20 protein-coding genes are annotated in these 14,237 nt (G+C 73.4%); 7 read left to right on the forward strand and 13 right to left on the reverse strand.

Annotated features, from left to right (window positions below):
- Positions 1-158: 158 nt before the first annotated feature.
- The gene (locus tag ACFWI8_RS03755; RefSeq protein WP_387085155.1) at positions 159-551 is read left to right on the forward strand and encodes a VOC family protein; all 393 of its coding nucleotides are present in this window, start codon (positions 159-161) and stop codon (positions 549-551) included.
- On the opposite strand, the gene ACFWI8_RS03760 is transcribed toward ACFWI8_RS03755, so the two are convergent.
- From ACFWI8_RS03760 to ACFWI8_RS03780, 5 genes are all read right to left on the reverse strand, one after another.
- Positions 545-934, reverse strand: coding sequence for a VOC family protein (locus tag ACFWI8_RS03760; RefSeq protein ID WP_387085157.1), 390 nt, complete (start codon positions 932-934; stop codon positions 545-547). The genes ACFWI8_RS03755 and ACFWI8_RS03760 overlap by 7 nt on opposite strands.
- Before the next feature lie 60 nt (positions 935-994).
- On the reverse strand, positions 995-1,123 hold the full coding sequence (locus ACFWI8_RS03765; RefSeq protein WP_311603743.1) for a DUF6126 family protein: 129 nt from the start codon (positions 1,121-1,123) through the stop codon (positions 995-997).
- 17 nt (positions 1,124-1,140) lie between these two features.
- A complete protein-coding gene (locus ACFWI8_RS03770; protein ID WP_387085160.1) occupies positions 1,141-1,746 on the reverse strand; it encodes a helix-turn-helix domain-containing protein in 606 nt (201 codons plus the stop codon).
- Between the two features lie 143 nt (positions 1,747-1,889).
- Entirely contained in the window at positions 1,890-2,690 is an 801-nt protein-coding gene (locus ACFWI8_RS03775) for a MerR family transcriptional regulator (RefSeq protein ID WP_387085162.1), read from the reverse strand.
- Positions 2,691-2,804: 114 nt separating this feature from the next.
- Positions 2,805-3,461 (reverse strand): transglycosylase SLT domain-containing protein, encoded by a 657-nt coding sequence (locus tag ACFWI8_RS03780; RefSeq protein WP_387085164.1) that lies wholly within the window; start codon positions 3,459-3,461, stop codon positions 2,805-2,807.
- 478 nt (positions 3,462-3,939) lie between these two features.
- Here ACFWI8_RS03780 and ACFWI8_RS03785 point away from each other — a divergent pair, with 478 nt between their 5' ends.
- The 4 genes from ACFWI8_RS03785 (at position 3,940) to ACFWI8_RS03800 (ending at position 7,072) form a co-directional block, all read left to right on the forward strand.
- Entirely contained in the window at positions 3,940-4,152 is a 213-nt protein-coding gene (locus ACFWI8_RS03785; protein WP_387085166.1) for a ferredoxin, read from the forward strand.
- A 52-nt stretch (positions 4,153-4,204) separates the two neighbouring features.
- Positions 4,205-5,428, forward strand: a complete 1,224-nt coding sequence (locus ACFWI8_RS03790) for a cytochrome P450 (protein WP_387085168.1) — start codon at positions 4,205-4,207, stop codon at positions 5,426-5,428.
- Positions 5,429-5,519: 91 nt separating this feature from the next.
- A complete protein-coding gene (gene wrbA / locus ACFWI8_RS03795) occupies positions 5,520-6,137 on the forward strand; it encodes an NAD(P)H:quinone oxidoreductase (protein WP_311603732.1) in 618 nt (205 codons plus the stop codon).
- A gap of 98 nt (positions 6,138-6,235) precedes the next feature.
- Positions 6,236-7,072, forward strand: a complete 837-nt coding sequence (locus ACFWI8_RS03800) for an EamA family transporter (protein WP_387085171.1) — start codon at positions 6,236-6,238, stop codon at positions 7,070-7,072.
- Here ACFWI8_RS03800 and cutA read toward each other — a convergent pair.
- From cutA to ACFWI8_RS03840, 8 genes are all read right to left on the reverse strand, one after another.
- The gene (cutA, locus tag ACFWI8_RS03805; RefSeq protein WP_387085173.1) at positions 7,059-7,385 is read right to left on the reverse strand and encodes a divalent-cation tolerance protein CutA; all 327 of its coding nucleotides are present in this window, start codon (positions 7,383-7,385) and stop codon (positions 7,059-7,061) included. The genes ACFWI8_RS03800 and cutA overlap by 14 nt on opposite strands.
- Positions 7,386-7,410: 25 nt before the next feature.
- A complete protein-coding gene (locus tag ACFWI8_RS03810) occupies positions 7,411-8,394 on the reverse strand; it encodes an alpha/beta fold hydrolase (RefSeq protein WP_387085175.1) in 984 nt (327 codons plus the stop codon).
- A 115-nt stretch (positions 8,395-8,509) separates the two neighbouring features.
- A complete protein-coding gene (locus tag ACFWI8_RS03815) occupies positions 8,510-9,100 on the reverse strand; it encodes a Uma2 family endonuclease (RefSeq protein ID WP_387085177.1) in 591 nt (196 codons plus the stop codon).
- Between the two features lie 88 nt (positions 9,101-9,188).
- A complete protein-coding gene (locus ACFWI8_RS03820) occupies positions 9,189-9,572 on the reverse strand; it encodes a VOC family protein (RefSeq protein ID WP_387085179.1) in 384 nt (127 codons plus the stop codon).
- Between the two features lie 23 nt (positions 9,573-9,595).
- Positions 9,596-10,018: a protein-tyrosine phosphatase family protein gene (locus ACFWI8_RS03825; RefSeq protein WP_387085181.1), complete on the reverse strand. Its 423-nt coding sequence runs from the start codon at positions 10,016-10,018 to the stop codon at positions 9,596-9,598.
- On the reverse strand, positions 10,015-10,593 hold the full coding sequence (locus ACFWI8_RS03830) for a CGNR zinc finger domain-containing protein (protein WP_387085183.1): 579 nt from the start codon (positions 10,591-10,593) through the stop codon (positions 10,015-10,017). Before ACFWI8_RS03830 ends, ACFWI8_RS03825 begins: the two co-directional genes overlap by 4 nt.
- A 66-nt stretch (positions 10,594-10,659) precedes the next feature.
- Entirely contained in the window at positions 10,660-11,379 is a 720-nt protein-coding gene (locus ACFWI8_RS03835; protein WP_387085185.1) for an ABC transporter permease, read from the reverse strand.
- Positions 11,380-11,417: 38 nt separating this feature from the next.
- Positions 11,418-12,302, reverse strand: a complete 885-nt coding sequence (locus tag ACFWI8_RS03840) for an ABC transporter ATP-binding protein (protein WP_387085187.1) — start codon at positions 12,300-12,302, stop codon at positions 11,418-11,420.
- Between the two features lie 133 nt (positions 12,303-12,435).
- On the opposite strand from ACFWI8_RS03840, the gene ACFWI8_RS03845 reads away from it, so the two are divergent.
- Together ACFWI8_RS03845 and ACFWI8_RS03850 are read left to right on the forward strand one after the other, a co-directional pair.
- On the forward strand, positions 12,436-13,572 hold the full coding sequence (locus tag ACFWI8_RS03845) for a sensor histidine kinase (RefSeq protein ID WP_387085189.1): 1,137 nt from the start codon (positions 12,436-12,438) through the stop codon (positions 13,570-13,572).
- Positions 13,573-13,598: 26 nt separating this feature from the next.
- Complete coding sequence (locus tag ACFWI8_RS03850; RefSeq protein ID WP_387085191.1) at positions 13,599-14,201, forward strand: response regulator; 603 nt, start codon at positions 13,599-13,601, stop codon at positions 14,199-14,201.
- Positions 14,202-14,237 lie beyond the last annotated feature (36 nt).

Genomic DNA, 14,237 nt, shown 5'->3' on the forward strand with positions numbered 1-14,237 from the left:
CCGGACCCTAGGAAGCGTCGGTTAGCGGGCCGCCGGTTCCCGAGAACGTCCGGTCGACGCCCTGGTGAACAGCACCCGGGCGTCGGGAGTTCTGGTGCCCCGCCGGGCGCGGCGCAAAGCGGTGGCGACGTCGCCGCCGGTCAGGCAGGCTGACCGGCATGGCATCTTTCGTGGAGAACGTGGCGATCGACTGCGCCGACGCCTATGCGCTGGCCCGCTTCTGGAGCGAGGTGACGGGCGCTCCCCAGCACCCGGAGGACCGTCCCGGCGACGAGGAGACGCAGGTCCTGCTGCCGACCGGGGCCATCCTCCACTTCAACCAGGTGCCGGAGCCGAAGACCGTCAAGAACCGGATCCACCTGTGCCTGCGCCCCGACACCACCCGCGAGGCCGAGACGGAGCGCCTGCTCGCCCTCGGCGCCACGCTGGTCGCCGACCGCCGCAATCCGGACGGCACGGGCTGGGTGGTGCTCGCCGACATCGAGGGCAACGAGTTCTGCGTGCTGCGGAGCGAGTCCGAGCGGGCCGCGACCACGCCGGGGGATCAGTAGCGGAGCGGGTACAGGCAGAACTCGTTGCCCTCCGGGTCGGCCAGCACGTGGTGATCCGCGTGGCGGGCCAGGACGGTGGCCCCGAGGGCGACGAGCCGGGCCGTCTCGGCCTCCGGGTCGGCGGCGAGCAGGTCCAGGTGGAGGCGGTTCTTGACGCGCTTGGGCTCCGGCACGAGCTGGCACCACAGGCGCGGGCCGGCATCGCGCGGCTCGACGAGCACGGTCGGGTCGTCCTCGGGGCCGGCGATCCCCGCCGCGCGCAGCCGGGCGAGCTCCGCCTCGTCGTACGGGGCGACGGCGTAGCCGTCCAGGGCGGCGGCCCAGAAGCGGGCGGTGGCCGCGGGATGTGCGCAGTCGATGACGATGTCGCGGAGTCGGGCCATCCGAGCAGCATGGACGCCGGCGGCCGTCGCCGTCACCTCCGTTTCGGGTCCGCGTCGTGGTCAGGCGCCGAGCGAGAAGAGGAAGATCAGGAAGGCGGCGAAGAGGTGGCCGACCAGGCCGTAGGCGAGGAGGCGGATCCACAGGCTTCTGGGGATCCGTTCCTCGCGGTCGGGGGAGCGGGGCGTCACGGGGTCTCCTTCGTGGCTCAGCGGCGGATGGCGCCCAGGCACAGCTCGGTGCCGGCGCTCCGCAGCAGGGTGTGGACGAAGAGCAGCTCGACCCCGGAGGCGGTGACGGCGCCGAGGCGGTGCGGGGTGAGGGAGTCGAAGTGGGCGCTGTCGCCCTCGCCGAGCAGGTGCTCGGCGTCGCCGAGCCGCAGCCGCAGCCGGCCGCGCAGCACGTGCAGCCACTCCTCGCCGGGGTGCACGCGGACCAGCTCGTCCTGGCCGTCGCCGTGCGGTACCCGCACCCGCAGCGCCTGCAGCGCGCGGCCCGGGGCGCCGGCCTCCCAGTAGGTCCAGCCGCCCGAGCGGCGGGCCACCGCGTCGCCCGCCCTGACCACCGGGTCCGGGTCCGGCACCGCCTCGCCGAGCAGCCCGGAGACGGTCGTACCGTAGGTCCTGGCCAGGCCGAGCAGCACCGGCAGCGAGGGCTGGCGCCGCCCGGTCTCCAGCCGGGAGAGGTGCGCGGGGGAGAGCCCGACGCGGCCGGCCGCCGCCTCGAGCGTCAGCCCCGCGCGACGGCGCAGCGCGCGCAGCCGCGCGGCGACGAGTGACGGCTCACCGGCCGCCCCCGGGGGAACGGGGTCCATGGCACCGATTGAGCCAGAGCCTTACCCAATGGGCAAGGCGGCTTGCCTTTGAGGCAAAAACCTACGCCGGGTGGCCCAGCGCAGGGTGCTGGTGGTCAGGAGCAGCTCGTGGCGGGCGAGCCGCGGGGCGGCCCTGGTGGCGGTCATGGGGCCGGCTCCCGCAGCAGCTCCATGGCGCGGTGGATCGCGGCGGCCTGCGCGGGCGTGAACTCGGCGAAGAAGGCGTCGGCGAAGCCGCCGGCCGTGTTCTCCGGGGACAGCGCGCCCGGGGTGGCCAGCGCCTCGCGTGCCTCCTGGGGCAGGCCGTCGACGACGGCGCGGGCCGTCAGCTCGACCCGGGGGTCGTCCACGGCCGCGTCCACGAGCTCGTCGAACATGGCGTAGACCGCGTAGGCCCGGGTGACGGCCTCGGGGTCGGTGGTCAGCGCGGCCAGCAGCCCGTCGAGCCAGCGGTGGCCGCCGCCCCGGGGGCCGGTCTCCAGCAGCGCGAGCAGGGCCCGCTCCTTGGCGGCCCAGGCCGGCTCAGGCCCTTCGAGGCCCGTGGTGACGCGGGCCATGTCCTCGAAGAGCGCGGTCAGCTCGAACGAGACCGGCGCCTCGGCGCCGAGCCCGCCGGTCTCCTCGGCCTGCCGCAGCAGCCACGCCAGGTGGGCGCGCCGGCGCCGGATGTCCGCCTCCTGGCGTGCCAGGTCGGCGTCCAGCTCGGTCAGCACCTCGACCAGGTCCTTGCCGGCGTCCTCGGCCAGCACGTCCCGGATCTCGTCGAGGCTGAGTCCCAGGTCGCGCAGCCGCCGGACGCGGGCGAGCGTGATGGCGTCGCGCAGCGTGTAGTGGCGGTAGCCGTTGGGGTGCCGCGTGGGCTCGGGCAGCAGGCCGACGCGGTGGTAGTGGCGCACGGCGCGTGGGGTGGTGCCGACGAGGTCGGCGAGCTCTCCGATCCGCATGACCCCAGTGGAACCCCTGTCGCTGCGACAAGGTCAAGCGGGTGCGCGCACGCGGACGCCCCGCCGGCGGGGCCGGCGGGGCGTCGGGTCACGGGGTGGCGGTGGCGACCCCGATCAGTAGGCGCTGTTCACGTTGTCCATCGAGCCGTACTTGTCGGCGGCGTAGTTGCAGGCCGCGACGATGTTGGCCACCGGGTCGTAGATGTCCTTCTTGGTGCCGTCCACGTGGTACTGCTCGAAGGTCGGGTCGATGACCTGGAGCAGGCCCTTGGACGGGATGTTCTTGTGGGCGTTGGTGTCCCACATGTTGATCGTGTACGGGTCACCGGAGGACTCGCGCATCAGGTTGCTGTAGATGCCCTGATAGCTACCCGGAATGTCGTTCTTGTCCATGACCTTCAGGGCTTCCTTGATCCACTTGTCGATGTCCTCGCGGCTGGCGGGCACCGGGTCCGGCTGCTCGTGGTGCGCGATGGGTATCAGCTTGCCGTCGTCGTCGAACTCGGCACCGCGACCCGGGTCCTCGGCCTGCTTGTCGGCCTGCTTGTCGCTGTTGTCGGTGGCCTTCTCGACGGCGGTCCTCGTCGTCGACTCGTTGACCTGCTGGGTGACCTCCTGGGTCGAGGCGGTGGCCTCGGCCGGGCGCTCGGAGGCGTGGGCCGGCAGCGTCAGGGAGACAGCCACGGCCGCCGAGGCGGCCGCGAGGCAGGCCACCCGCGCCGGGCGGCGGCGCAGCGCGGTCGCGGTGGCGGTCGTCGTGATGGCGGGCATGGAACAACCTTTCGAAGCGGGATGGGGATCGGCTGCCGGTCTGGTGCGCGGCAACGTCGCCCAGCATGGAAAGTGCTCGGGCTCGGAGGCAAAGGTGTGACCTACGAAGGCAAACCGTGCAGAAGTCGGGCGAACCGCTCGTCGAGCGCCATTGCGGGCGCTCCGGACGTGTCGCCCGCCTACGACCCCGCATCGGACGTGACGGCCGTCTCATCGCCGAGGTCACACGGGACCCCCCTCCCGACCACGTTGCGTCCATCGGTCGGGTGCGAGGTGTGAGAGTTCGGCGGCCGGAGAAGTTGCCCACCGTGCGTGCCGCGAAACGGATCGCAATCAGCCCTCGGGCGTTCCCTATCGGTCAGTGTCCACGCGCTCGCTTGACGTGACCGGGCGGCGCTCGATTCGCTGGAGGGGCCGTCGCCGGGACGAGCGGCGAGGAGCGAGGGGTCGAGGGTCGAGGGTCGAGGAGAGGGTCGCCGTGCGGGTGAGCGTGGACGCGGACAGGTGCTGCGGCTCGGGCCAGTGCGTGCTCCAGGCGCCCGAGGTGTTCGACCAGCGCGAGGAGGACGGGATCGTGCTTCTGCTCGAACCCCGCCCCGGGCCCCCGCTGCACGCCGCGGTCCGCGAGGCCGCCGGCGTCTGCCCGGCCACGGCCATCACCGTCGCGGAGGGTTCCGACGTGGAGCCGTGACCGTCCGACCAGGACCACGGGGGCCGAAGGAAGAGGAGGCGAGGACGCCACCATGACCAGCGCGCTCGAACCCGTGGCCGAGGACACGGCCGAGATCCCCCCGTTCCCCATGGCGAGGGCCGCGGGCTGCCCCTTCGACCCGCCGCCCGGCCTGCGGGCCAGCCGCGAGGCGGCCCCGCTGACCCGCGTCCGGCTCTGGGACGGCAGCACCCCCTGGCTGGTGACGACCCACGCCGAGCAGCGGGCGCTGCTGGCCGACCCCCGCCTCAGCTCCGACGTGACCAGCCCCGGCTTCCCGAAGACCGTCCCCAGCTCCGGGGGCGGGCTCAGCTTCATCACCAAGGACGACCCCGAGCACGCCCGGCTGCGCCGCATGGTCACCGGTGCCTTCACCGTCCGCCGGGTGGAGGCGCTACGGCCCGCCGTGCGGCGGATCGTGGACGACCGGATCGACGAGCTGCTCGCCGGTCCCCGGCCGGCCGACCTGGTGGCGGCGTTCGCGCTGCCGGTGCCGTCGCTGGTGATCTGCGAGCTGCTGGGGGTGCCCTACGCGGACCACCCCTTCTTCCAGGAGAACAGCAGGATCCTGATCACCAGGACCACGACCCCCGAGGAGCGCGCCGCCGCCCTCGCCAGGCTCACCGACTACCTGCGCGAGCTCGTGACCAGGAAGCTCAGGGACCCGGCTGACGACCTGCTGTCCGGGCTCGTCGGCCGGATCGGGGCGGGCGAGCTCTCGGTCGCGGAGGCGGCCGAGATGGGCGTGCTGCTGCTGGTCGCGGGCCACGAGACGACCGCCAACATGATCGCGCTCGGCACCGCGCTCCTCCTCCAGCACCCCGACCAGCTCGCCCTCGTCCGGGACGCCGAGGACCCGGCGGTGGTCGCCTCGGCCGTCGAGGAGCTGCTGCGCTTCCTCAACATCACCCACAGCGGGCTGCGGCGGCGCGCGCTCGCCGACATCGAGATCGCCGGCCGGGTGATCCGCGCCGGCGAGGGCGTCATCCTGCCCAACGACATCGGCAACCGGGACCCCGACGCCTTCCCCGAGCCCGACCGGCTCGACGTGCGACGCAACCCGCGCCGCCACATGGCGTTCGGCTTCGGCGTCCACCAGTGCCTGGGGCAGCCGCTGGCGCGCCTGGAGCTCCAGGTCGTCTACGGCACGCTCTACCGCCGCGTCCCCACCCTGCGGCTCGCGGCGGACGTGGACCGGCTGCCCTTCAAGCACGACGGGTCCGTCTACGGCGTCCACGAGCTGCCGGTGACCTGGTGACCCGGTGACCCGGTGACCCGGGGCCATCCGTGCGTGGTTTAATCTTCAACGACAAGTTGACGGACCCATCACCAGTCACGGGAGCCACGCCATGTCCACCCCGGTCAAGCTCGCTGTCATCTACTACTCCTCCACCGGCTTCAGCGCCGAGATCGCCAGGGAGATCGCCGACGCCGCCGAGAAGGCCGGCGCCGAGGTGCGCGTCCGTCGGGTCGCCGAGCTCGCCCCCGCCGAGGCCATCGCCGCCAACGAGGCGTGGGCCGCGCACGCCGCCGCCAGCGCCGACATAGCCGAGGCCACCCCGGACGACGTCGAGTGGGCCGACGCCGTCGTCTTCGGCACCCCGACCCGCTTCGGCAACGTCGCCTCCCAGCTCAAGCAGTTCCTCGACACCCTCGGCGGCCTGTGGGCCCAGGGCCGGCTGGCCGACAAGGTCTACAGCGGCTTCGTCACCACCGCCACCCAGCACGGCGGCCAGGAGTCGACCCTGCTCGCCCTCTACAACTCCATCCACCACTTCGGCGGCCTGATCGTCTCGCCCGGCTACACCGACGCCGTCAAGTTCGCCGACGGCAACCCCTACGGCACCTCGCACGTCGACGCCCAGGGCAACAACCCGATCAACGACACCACCCGCGACGCCGCCCGCCACCAGGCGCAGCGCGTCGTCCGCGTCGCCGCCGCCCTCAAGGCCGGCCTCTCCGCCTAGGACAGGGCCTGAGCCCTCCCTGAGGCCCGGGCCCTCCGACACCCGCCGCCCGAGTGTCGGAGGGCCATGACGCGGCCGACTCCGGGCAGCCTCGTCGAATGGGTGCTGTTCTCGCGCTGGCCTCCGCCGTCTGCTACGGCGTCGTCGACTTCGCCGGCGGGCTGCTGTCGCGCCGCGTGCACTTCGCCGTCGTCACCTTCGTCGGGCAGCTCGGCGGCCTCGCGCTCGCGCTGCTCGCCGCCCTGCTCGTGCCCGCCGACGCCGTCTCCTCGGCCGACCTGGCCTGGGGCGCGCTCTCCGGCGTCGGCAGCGGCATCGCCATGCACTTCCTCAACCGGGGCCTCAGCCGCGGCGCCATGAGCGTCGTGGTGCCGGTGAGCGCCGTCACCGGCGTCGCGCTCTCCGTGCTGTGCGGCGTCTGCCTCCTCGGCGACCGGCCGACGCCGCTGGCCTGGTTCGGCATCGTCCTCACCGTGCCCGCGCTGTGGCTGGTCGCCGGCGGCGACGGCGGGCCGCGCGGGCCCGAGGGGCGGGCCTCCGTCGACGGCCTGATCGCCAGCCTCGGGGTCGCGGTGCAGTACATCGGGCTGGCCCAGGCGGACCCGGCGAGCGGCGTGTGGGCCGTGGCCGCCGGCCGGGTGGCCGCCGTCCTGATCCTGCTGCCGAGCGCCGCGCGGCACGCCCGCCACTTCCGGATCCCGGCCCGGCCGCTGGCCCAGGCGGCCCTCATCGGGGCCGGCGCGGCCTGCGGCCTCATCCTCTACCTCTGGGCGACCCAACGACAGATGCTGGCCGTCGCCGTCGTCCTGGCCTCCCTCTACCCGGCGATCCCCACCGTCCTCGGCTTCGTCCTGCTCGGCGAGCGGGCCACCAGAACCCAGTCCACCGGCCTGTTCGGCGCCACCGCCGCGGTCGTCCTGCTCACCCTGGGGTGATGGTCTCCTCGTCCACCCAGGCCAGGTAGGCGGCGCTGCCGGCCGTGATCTCCGCCGCGACGATCTCGGGCACGTCGTAGGTGTGGGCGGCCCTGACATGCGCCTCCAGCGCCGGGTAGCCGGTGGCCGGCAGCTTGTACAGCACCCGCCACTCCTGGTCCGCCCGCACCGCGCCCTCCCACCGGTACACGCTGGTGATCGGCCCGTCGACCTGCGCGCACGCCGCCAGCCGCGCCTCCACCGCCGAGCGGGCCAGCGCCTCGGCGGCCGCCCTGCTGTCCGTCGTCGTCGACACCGTGATGTGATCGGCCATGCGCGGAACTGTACCGACGCGCCGCTCAGCCCGGCAGGGCGTCCAGCCAGTCCACCAGCAGGTGGTTGACCTCGGCCGGGCGCTCCTGCTGCACCCAGTGGCCGCAGCCCTCCAGGACGTGCGAGCCGACCAGGCCCGGGAGGGTGGTCGGGAAGGCGGCGATCGCCTCGCCCATCCACGTCGTGGAGGCGTCCAGGCCACCGCCGACGAACAGCGAGGGCTGGGTGACGGGCGCGCCCGCGTGGTCGGCCAGGTCCTCCCAGTCCCGGTCCATGTTCCGGTAGCGGGCCAGCGCCCCGCTCAGCCCGGTGCGCTCGAACTCGCCGGCGAAGACGTCGAGGTCGTGCTCGCCGAGCCAGGCCGGCAGCGGACCGGCCGGGAACCGGTCCCGCATCCGCCCGCCCCGGCCGACGAAGTGCGGGTCGGGCGCGCCAGGCGCCGGCATGGTGTCGGCGGACAGCGCGGCGTAGAGGCCGGCGAGCCAGCCGCGCACGTCGGGCTCGATCTCCGCCTCGGCCCGCCCCGGCCGCTGGAAGTAGGAGACGTAGAACTCCTCGTCGCCCCCCATGGCCGCGAAGACCTCGCTCGGCCGCGGTCCGCCGGGCGGCGCGTACGGCACGCTGAGCATCCCGACCGCGCGGAACACGTCGGGCCGCAGCAGCGCGGACGTCGCGGCGATGTTCGCACCCCAGTCGTGCCCGACGACCACCGCGTCCGACTCGCCGAGTCCGTGCACGACGGCCACGGCGTCCGCCACCAGATCGAGCATCCGGTACGCCTCCACCGCCGCCGGCCGGGACGACCGCCCGTACCCCCGGACGTCGACCGCCACCGCCCGGTACCCGGCGGCGGCCAGCGCGGTCAGCTGGTGGCGCCACGAGTACCAGGACTCAGGAAACCCGTGCACCAGCAGCACGAGCGGCCCGTCGCCCACCTCCACCAGATGCGTCCGCCCGACGGGCGACGCCACGAACCGGTGCCGGAACTCGGCGGCGGGTGTCTGCGACATGGTTCCTCCCGAACACGCACGGCGCGCGGGCCCTCTCCGGCGCGCCTGCGGGAATCATGCGGCGGGGAGGATGACGCGGCACCGAGCCGTTGCCGATCCGGCAAACCGGCGCGGGTCAGTCGTGGGGGAAGTCGTGGGTTGGGACGACCATGTCGACGACGGTGCCCGTGAGATCGATCGGATCACCGAACTTCACTGTGACCTCCTCGCGGTACCTGTCTCCCTCCGGCTCCGTCGAGACCAGACACTTGCGGGTGTACGGGTCGGCGATGACATGCACGGGGACGCCGGCCGAGGCGTACACCTCACGCTTCTTGCCGTAGTCGTTCTGGGCCGTGGCCCGGGAGATGACCTCGGCGACGAACTCCACGTCCTTGTAGCGCCAGTGGCCGTGCTCGTCCTTCTCCGCGTCAGCCGAGAGCTTCACCACGTCCGGGCAGAAGGCGTTCTTGTACCCGGGGAAGTCGATGCGCATATCCGTCTTCACCTTGACGCTCTTCCGCCCGAAGCGGTCCTCCAGTGCCCAGATGAACCTCCGGATGATTTCCCAGTGGGTGTCCCGCTGTGGCGACACGAAGATGCCCCCTCCGACGATCTCGGCCCTGAAGCCTTCGGGGACCATCCGCTCCAGCAACTCGAACAGCTTGTCCAAGCTCATGTCGTCGGTGTCGGCCATCTGAATCCTGTCGGTCATGACGACGGTCATCGTGCCGCTCCTCCCCAGCGCGCCCATCGCGCGCAGCCGCCGTGTCCAACGATACGTACGTATGGTGAGTCACGCCCGAGAACGCGCGTCAGGGCCACGTGTTGGCCCCGGCCTCGAAGACCTCCGGAGCGCTGTGCACGGGCAGGACGCAGAGCAGGTGGCCGCCGGGTGCGCGCAGCACCTGGCAGTCGAGCCACGTCGTGACGCGCTCCGCGCCCAGCGCCAGTAGGCGTTCCGTCTCCGCCGCCAGGTCGTCGGTCTCGATGTCGATGTGGAAGCGCGGCGAGTCGTCGCCGGTCTCCTGGATCGCGGTGACGATGCCGGGTATGGCCTCGTGCACCACGGTGAACTGCGGTTGGTCGGGGTCGCGTTGGGCGGGGGCGCCGAGGGCCGCCGACCAGAAGGCGGTCGCGGCGGCGGCTTCCGGTTCCGGGGTGTCGATGAGGAGGGCGTAGACGCGGCTTCGGTGCATGGGCAGACCGTATCCGCCACGGTTCAGCCCGCGAAGCGGGTGATCCAGCGGCGCTGCCAGGGGGTTTCGACGGCGCGTGGGTGGTGGTGTGCGCGGACCCAGGCGACGGCCTCGGTCGGGGGGAGGCCGGCCAGGACGGCGAGGCAGGAGAGGACGGTGCCGGTGCGGCCGACGCCGCCGTCGCAGGCGACCTCGACCGTCTCGCCGGCGAGGGCGCGGGCGTGCAGGTCGCGGATCAGGCGGCCGGCGAGTGCCGGGTCGCGGGGGAGAAGGAAGTCGGGCCAGTCGAGCCACTCGTGCGGCCAGTCGAGCCGCGCGTCGTGGCGGCGGCGGAGGCGGGCGGTGCCGAGGTAGAGGCCGTAGTCGGGGGCGGGGCCCTCAGGCCACGGCTTGCGGAGGCCGCGGGCGCGCACGGCGGCCCCGTCCGGGAGGAGCAGCGCGGTCATCGGACGGCCTGCCGGGCACGGTGGTTGGCGACCTTGACGCGGTTGCCGCACAGCTCGGGCCGGCAGAACCGGCGTCGCCCGGTGCGGCTGGTGTCGGCGAACACGCCCCGGCAGCCCGGCGCGGCGCAGTCGCGGAACCGGCCGTGGCCGAGGGCGCGGACGACGCCGGCGAGGCCGGCCGCGAGGAACGCCGCCAGCTCGTCGGCGAGCGCGGCGCCCGGCGCGGTCGGCACGTGCCAGCGCCACCGGCCGTCGACGCCCGCCTCCGCGTCCCGCCGCAGCACGGGGCCCAGCGCGGCGCGCCGCATCAGCACGGCGCAGCCGGCGACGGCCTGGTCCGCGGTCTCGGTCTCGATGATGCCGCGCGCCTCGCGGCGCAGCAGCTGCACCTGGAAGAGGTCGGTGGCGGTCGGCGGCGGCGCGTCGAGCCTCAGGTCGTGGTCGGCGAGGAACGCCGCCAGCGCCTCGGGGTTCGGCAGGCCGTCGCCGGCCGGGCCGCGCACGGTGGGCGAGGTGGTGACCAGGTCGGTCGCCACCCGCGCGCCCGCCACGTAGTCGTGCAGGGGGAACTCCACGGACCGCCCCTCCGAAGATCGGTAACGTGTGTGGAGTGACTATACAGGTTACCGGTCGAGGGTTCGTCAACTCCGCGGTTCCCAGCGGAAGAGCCGGGAGGCCAGCGCCACGGCGGCGACGACCCAGCCCAGGGTGGGCACCAGCAGGACCAGCGACTCCCCGACGGGCACGCCGCCGTCCCAGGCGTCGAGGATCAGCTCGGTGGCGGAGCCGCCGGGCAGCAGCCGCTTGAGCGGGGCGAGATCATCGGTGCCGGAGAGCCCCACCCAACTGGCGACGGCGATGACGCCGAGGCTGACGGGCAACGTGGTGACCTGGGCGTGCTCGGGGGAGTTCGTCAGCCCGGCCGTGGCCAGGCCGAGGCCGAGCATCATGGCCACGATCGCGAGGACCGCCACGACCAGCAGCGGCACGTTGGCCGGCCGGCCGGAGACCGCCGCGAGCACGGCGAGGATCGCGGCCACCTGGACCAGCGCGAGGACGGTGACCGGGAGCAGCAGCCCGGTGAGGATGTCGACGTCGCCGGCCGCGGTGGAGCGCAGTCGCTTGAGGAACAGGTTCTGCCGGCGGGCGGCGAGCGTGGTCACCGCGGTGGTGTAGAGCCCGAAGGCGCCGATGGTGAACGAGATCACCGCCGCGATGTAGCCGAGGCTGCCCAGCTCGGCGAAGGCCTCGTGCTGGTGGACGAAGTACGCGGCGACCGCCGTCGGCATGATGAGGCTGGTGACCAGGACCAGCCGGTTCCGGAAGATCTGGACCAACTCGCTGAGCGCGATGGGAAGCATGGCAGAGGGCGTCCTTGTCTGGGGGCGGGGTGGGCGGGCTACGCGTCGGTGAGGGCGCGGAAGACGTCGTCGAGCCGGGTGGGCCCGACCTGGAGTTCCCGCAGCTCCAGACCGTTGTCGTGCGCCCAGCCGAGCAGCACGTGCAGGTCCTTCTGGAGCTGGAAGGTCTGGACGAGGAAGGTGCCGTCGCTCTCGCGGGCGGCCGGCAGCGGCAGCGCCGTCGCGAGCACCGGCAGGGTGAAGCGGATGGTGGCCGGCAGCGTCCGCGTCAGCTCGAAGACGGTGCCCTCCTGGTGGAAGGCGCCCCGGTGCATGAGCCCGATGCGGTCGGCGCGCTGCTGCGCCTCCTCCAGGTAGTGCGTGGTGAGCACGACCGTGGCGCCGTCCTCGCGCAGCCGGTCCACGGCCTCCCAGAGGGCGTCCCGGGACTGGATGTCGAGACCTGTGGTGGGCTCGTCGAGGAAGACGAGGTCGGGCGTTCCGTAGACGGCGGTGGCGAAGTCCAGGCGTCGCTTCTCGCCGCCGGAGAGCTGGGACACCCTGGTGCCGGCCTTGCGCGTGAGGTCGACGACGCCGAGCACGCGGTCTACCTCGTCGACGCGCCCGCTGAGCCTCCCGATCAGCCGGACCGACTCCCGCACCGTGAGGTCCGGCGAGAACCCGCTCTCCTGGAGCATGATGCCCATCCGGGGCCGCACGGCCCGCCGGTCCCGCGGGCTCTGCCCGAGGACCCGCACGGTGCCGGAGGTGGCGGTGCGGTGGCCCTCGACCACCTCCAGGGTCGAGGTCTTGCCCGCCCCGTTCGTGCCGAGCAGCGCGTACAGCTCACCGCGCCCGACCTGGAAGGACAGGTCCTTGACGGCGTGGAAGTCGCCGTAGAAGAGGTTGAGACGTTCGACGTCGATGACCGGTGTCGCGTTCATGCGTCGATCCCACCCGCCGCCGCGCCCGTCCGGCAGTGCCGCCGTGTCACCACCCTGCGGTGACGTCCGTCAGGTCGGGAGGTGACGTGGCGTCACTGGTGCCACGACGGAACCCGGCGGAATACTCCGAGGCGTGATCTACGACTGGCCCGCGGCGCACACCATGCTGGAGCACAACGTGGCGACGCGGGGCCGGCTGCGGCGGCTCAACCTCGCCATGCTGCTGCCGCCGCTCGCCGCCGTCGGCGCGCTGCTGGTGGCCGTCGAGGCCCGCACCTGGTGGGACGCCGCCGTCCTGACGCTGAGCGCGGCGGCGGCCCTGCTCGCCGTCGAGCGGTGGACGGCGGGCGGCCTGGCCCGTGTCGCGCTCCCCTGCCTGGTGGTCACCGCGGCGGCGTGGCCGTACGGGGTGCTGGTGGCCGACACCGACGCGGCCGCCTACGGGATCATGATCGTGGGCCCCCTGGTCATCCCCCAACTGCCGCGCCGCCGGCGCGCGGCGTCCCTGGCGCTGGTCGGCTTCGTCGCCGCGGTGGGAGCGGCACGGCCGCTGGTGTCGGGGGACGACGCCGGCGCCCTGGTCGGCTACCTGCTCGTCCCCACCGGCGTCGTCGTCATGGCGACCGGCCTCAACTTCGCCAACCAGAGGTTCTACCAGCTCATCGAGCAGTCGCGGGAACGCGAGGCCGAGCTGGCCGTCATGCGGGAGCGGGTGCGGTTCGCCAGCGACCTGCACGACATCCAGGGCCACACGCTGCACGTGGTGAAGCTGAAGATCGCGCTGGCCGACCGGCTGGTGGACGCCGACCTGGCGGGCGTGCGGCGGGAGTTGCGGGAGGTGTACGCGCTGCTCGGCGACACCATCGCCCAGACCAGGGAACTCGCCTACGCGCAGCGGCGGCTCAACCTCTCGGCGGAGCTGGAGAACGCGAAGAACCTCTTCGAGGCCGCCGGCATCCGGGTGCGCGTCGACCGCGAGGCCGAGGTCGACACGCGGACGGGCGAACTGCTCGGCCAGGTGCTCCGCGAGACGACGACCAACATCCTGCGGCACGCGCGGGCCGAGCGGGTGCGGATCACCCTCGCGGAGCGGGGCATCACCATCGTCAACGACGGCGCGCCGGACGGGCCGACCCCCGAGCTCAGGGGGCTCGCGGTTCTCGGGGAACGGGTGGCGGGGGACGGCGGGGAACTGCGGGTGGAACAGCGGGACGGGCGGTTCGAGACGGCCGCGGAGTTCCCGCGCCCGTGCTCCGGCGCCACCCGCTGAAGGCTTGCGAACCGGAAGGACGACCGATGACCACCGTGGTGCTCGCGGACGACGAGGCCCTGCTCCGCAAGGCGTTGGCGGCGTTGCTGCCCATGGAGGGGGAGATCACCGTGCTCGCCGAGGCGGCGGACGGCGCGGCGGCCGTCGAGGCCACCCTGCGGCACCGGCCCGACGTGCTCGTCGTCGACCTGGAGATGCCCGGCGTGGACGGACTCGGCGCCGTCTCGGCGATCCGGCGCGCGCTGCCCGAGCAGGTGATCCTGATGCTGACCAGGCACGCCAGGCCGGGGGTGCTCCGCAGGGCCCTGAAGCTCGGCGTCCAGGGCTTCGTCAGCAAGTCGGCGGAGCCGGCCCACATCGCGTCGGTCGTCACGACCCTGCACCAGGGCGGGCGGTGGATCGACCCGGAGGTCTCCGTGCTGGCCGTCGTCGACGACTGCCCACTCACCGACCGGGAGCTCGACGTGCTGCGGGTGACCCGCGACGGGTACTCGGTCGCCGACATCGCCGCCCGGCTCCACCTGGCGGAGGGCACGGTGCGCAACTACCTCTCCCGGGCCATGCAGAAGACCGGGACCCGCACCCGGCACGAGGCGGCGCGGTACGCGCGGGAGCACGACTGGCTGTGAGGCTCCCGCGCGCGGGACCCAGGACTCGCGGCGCTG

The sequence above is a fragment of the Streptomyces sp. NPDC127098 genome (genome assembly GCF_042722465.1).
GTDB lineage: Bacteria > Actinomycetota > Actinomycetes > Streptomycetales > Streptomycetaceae > Streptomyces > Streptomyces millisiae.

What these genes read in the sequence shown, in the direction of transcription:
- ACFWI8_RS03850 (WP_387085191.1), top strand. Translation starts at nt 13,599, where the DNA reads ATGACCACCGTGGTGCTCGCGGACGACGAGGCCCTGCTCCGCAAGGCG.
- ACFWI8_RS03790 (WP_387085168.1), top strand. Translation starts at nt 4,205, where the DNA reads ATGACCAGCGCGCTCGAACCCGTGGCCGAGGACACGGCCGAGATCCCC.
- ACFWI8_RS03760 (WP_387085157.1), bottom strand. Translation starts at nt 934, where the DNA reads ATGGCCCGACTCCGCGACATCGTCATCGACTGCGCACATCCCGCGGCC.
- ACFWI8_RS03775 (WP_387085162.1), bottom strand. Translation starts at nt 2,690, where the DNA reads ATGCGGATCGGAGAGCTCGCCGACCTCGTCGGCACCACCCCACGCGCC.
- ACFWI8_RS03800 (WP_387085171.1), top strand. Translation starts at nt 6,236, where the DNA reads ATGGGTGCTGTTCTCGCGCTGGCCTCCGCCGTCTGCTACGGCGTCGTC.
- ACFWI8_RS03755 (WP_387085155.1), top strand. Translation starts at nt 159, where the DNA reads ATGGCATCTTTCGTGGAGAACGTGGCGATCGACTGCGCCGACGCCTAT.
- ACFWI8_RS03815 (WP_387085177.1), bottom strand. Translation starts at nt 9,100, where the DNA reads ATGACCGTCGTCATGACCGACAGGATTCAGATGGCCGACACCGACGAC.
- ACFWI8_RS03810 (WP_387085175.1), bottom strand. Translation starts at nt 8,394, where the DNA reads ATGTCGCAGACACCCGCCGCCGAGTTCCGGCACCGGTTCGTGGCGTCG.
- ACFWI8_RS03820 (WP_387085179.1), bottom strand. Translation starts at nt 9,572, where the DNA reads ATGCACCGAAGCCGCGTCTACGCCCTCCTCATCGACACCCCGGAACCG.
- ACFWI8_RS03835 (WP_387085185.1), bottom strand. Translation starts at nt 11,379, where the DNA reads ATGCTTCCCATCGCGCTCAGCGAGTTGGTCCAGATCTTCCGGAACCGG.
- wrbA (WP_311603732.1), top strand. Translation starts at nt 5,520, where the DNA reads ATGTCCACCCCGGTCAAGCTCGCTGTCATCTACTACTCCTCCACCGGC.
- ACFWI8_RS03825 (WP_387085181.1), bottom strand. Translation starts at nt 10,018, where the DNA reads ATGACCGCGCTGCTCCTCCCGGACGGGGCCGCCGTGCGCGCCCGCGGC.
- ACFWI8_RS03770 (WP_387085160.1), bottom strand. Translation starts at nt 1,746, where the DNA reads ATGGACCCCGTTCCCCCGGGGGCGGCCGGTGAGCCGTCACTCGTCGCC.
- ACFWI8_RS03840 (WP_387085187.1), bottom strand. Translation starts at nt 12,302, where the DNA reads ATGAACGCGACACCGGTCATCGACGTCGAACGTCTCAACCTCTTCTAC.
- cutA (WP_387085173.1), bottom strand. Translation starts at nt 7,385, where the DNA reads ATGGCCGATCACATCACGGTGTCGACGACGACGGACAGCAGGGCGGCC.
- ACFWI8_RS03780 (WP_387085164.1), bottom strand. Translation starts at nt 3,461, where the DNA reads ATGCCCGCCATCACGACGACCGCCACCGCGACCGCGCTGCGCCGCCGC.